Source organism: Natrialba taiwanensis DSM 12281 (assembly GCF_000337595.1).
GTDB lineage: Archaea > Halobacteriota > Halobacteria > Halobacteriales > Natrialbaceae > Natrialba > Natrialba taiwanensis.
This window is the reverse complement of record NZ_AOIL01000002.1, coordinates 1-2076: the sequence shown is the minus strand read 5'-3', so window position 1 is coordinate 2076 and position 2076 is coordinate 1. Positions and strand designations below refer to the sequence as shown.

2 protein-coding genes and 1 pseudogene are annotated in these 2076 nt (G+C 49.5%); 2 read left to right on the top strand and 1 reads right to left on the bottom strand.

The window, feature by feature from the left end:
* Positions 1-88 precede the first annotated feature (88 nt).
* Positions 89-214 (top strand): annotated as a pseudogene (locus C484_RS24070) (tyrosine-type recombinase/integrase); the annotation flags it as partial.
* Between the two features lie 159 nt (positions 215-373).
* Here the strand turns inward: C484_RS24070 and C484_RS00645 are convergent.
* The gene (locus C484_RS00645; RefSeq protein WP_006824047.1) at positions 374-1135 is read right to left on the bottom strand and encodes an IclR family transcriptional regulator; all 762 of its coding nucleotides are present in this window, start codon (positions 1133-1135) and stop codon (positions 374-376) included.
* Positions 1136-1594: 459 nt separating this feature from the next.
* Between C484_RS00645 and C484_RS00640 the strand changes: the two genes are divergently transcribed.
* On the top strand, positions 1595-2076 hold a 482-nt coding region (locus tag C484_RS00640; protein ID WP_239640891.1), incomplete at its 3' end, for a GntP family permease.

Below are 2076 nucleotides of genomic sequence, written 5' to 3'. Positions count from 1 at the left end.
ATTTGGGTCATGAACAACTGAAGTCTCCCGCTTCAACTCCTTCGATTTACTGACCTTCCCCGACGCCGTCTAGTGATTCAACATAGCCGAACAGGGTCACTCTGAACTCGCACAGGCGGCGCTGCGGCACAAGTCAATTGAGACGACCCATGAGGCCTATAGCGATATCCAAGCGGCTGACGTTGCTGAGTCGATCGATGAAGTCCGGGAGTAGCTGTGGTTCTCACTGACCTCCGAATTGCGCCACGAGTCAATGAGATGACCCACGAGGCCTATTCGAATATCAAGGGTGTGGCGGCACTGTCTAGTTAAGCGTTCCTGCTGATAACGGCGTTTCAGCGGTTCGACTAACCGGCTTTGTGAAGTACTGAATCTAGTATTGAGTTCTGACTTCGATCTCATTTTTCACATACTCCAGTGCATCGAGAAGATTAGCGAGGTATGAGGATTGAAATCGGCTTCGAGGGCCAGTGATACCGATTGAGGCGATTATATTTTGTTCATCATCGAGAATTGGGACAGCAATACCCCGCACACCCCGTAAATGTTCTTCGTCATCTATCGCATATCCTTGCTGACGGATCTTCCTTAGTTCGTTTTCCAATTCAGCCCTGTCTGTGAATGTCCGGTCGGTGCCGCGGGGGAGCCCATGGTGGTCAATGATTTTGGAACGTTTTGTGGAGGATAAATGCGCAAGAAGGGCTTTGCCAAGCGATGTCCAGTGCATCTGAGTATGGTTTCCGATAGTAATCTCGTCACCGGCAGCCATCTCCCCGGCACTACGAGAGAGAATGATTCGGTATCCTCGCTCCTCAACTGCCGCGCCGGCAATTTCACCTGTTATATCTGCCAATTCGGAAACTTTCTCTTCAAGTAACTGGGCCGCTTCAAAACGTTGTCTAATGGCCCCACCATCGGTTAGAAACCGTAGCGATCGACGATATTGGGAACCCTCTTTGACAAGATACCCTTGGGTAAGTAGCGTATTTAGATGAGTGAATACAGTACTCGTAGAGATATCGGTCTGCTCCGCGATAGCTGAAACTCCAGCAGGTTCTAGCTCATTGAGTGCATCTAGAATCTCAAACGAGGTCTCAACAGCACTGATCGTTTTTTGTGCGTTACTTCCTACCATGGTGGCGGATGTCTTCCCGAGTAGCAAAAACCTTTTTCTACACACTCGATACCATTTCCGACTATATAGGAAATACTAATCTGACCTGAATACGGGACAGCAACCGGATACTCCTCAAAACGCCATTCTCGGTATCAGTATCTTATCGGGATCAATGGCCTCTAGCACGGTAAAGGAGCAAATCGGGATTCATCTGACGTCATTCCTCTGTGATCGGAAAAACGCCACCGATTACAGATAGCAAACAGTGTTCAACATGATTTTTTCGCGTATACCGGAACGGAACGTGTCTGCATCCAATAATGACTTGGCACCGATCCCGAAGCCTTCAGCCGATTGCGAGCATTCTGACCAGCCATGACCAATCCGACACAATTAAAACAGTTTCCGAGATTTATTTTCGAAAATAACCCTATTTGCCCGCATAGATTTATAACCATCCAGTATGTGGGGGAGAACATGGCATTTCCACATGCCCCACTAGTAGCGTTCGGAGTGGGTTTAGTAGCGACAATACTACTCCTGGTCAAGCTCAAATTGCCCGCGTTCATCGGGCTGATAATTGCGACGTTCATTGTCGGGATCGTCGCGCCGGGAGTACCACTTGAGGAAATCGCGTCTGAAACAACGACATCATTCGGCGACACGTTTGCAGGTGTGGGAATACCCATCCTGATGGCTGCAGTGATCGGGAAGACGATGTTAGAGAGCGGCGCTGCAGAGCGTATTATCCGCTCATTCACAGCCATTACAGGCGAAGAAAACGGGGAATACGCACTGTTCGGAAGCGGATTCGTACTAGCGATCCCAGTCTTCTTTGGCAACGTGTTCTACCTGCTTGCCCCGCTCGCGCGCTCAATGCGAGCACGTGTTGGACACAGCTACTCGCTGTTTATTGTCGTTATTTGCGCTGCAGCCGCAACGACTCACGTCTTTGTTCC

What these genes read in the sequence shown, in the direction of transcription:
- C484_RS00645 (WP_006824047.1), bottom strand. Translation starts at nt 1,135, where the DNA reads ATGGTAGGAAGTAACGCACAAAAAACGATCAGTGCTGTTGAGACCTCG.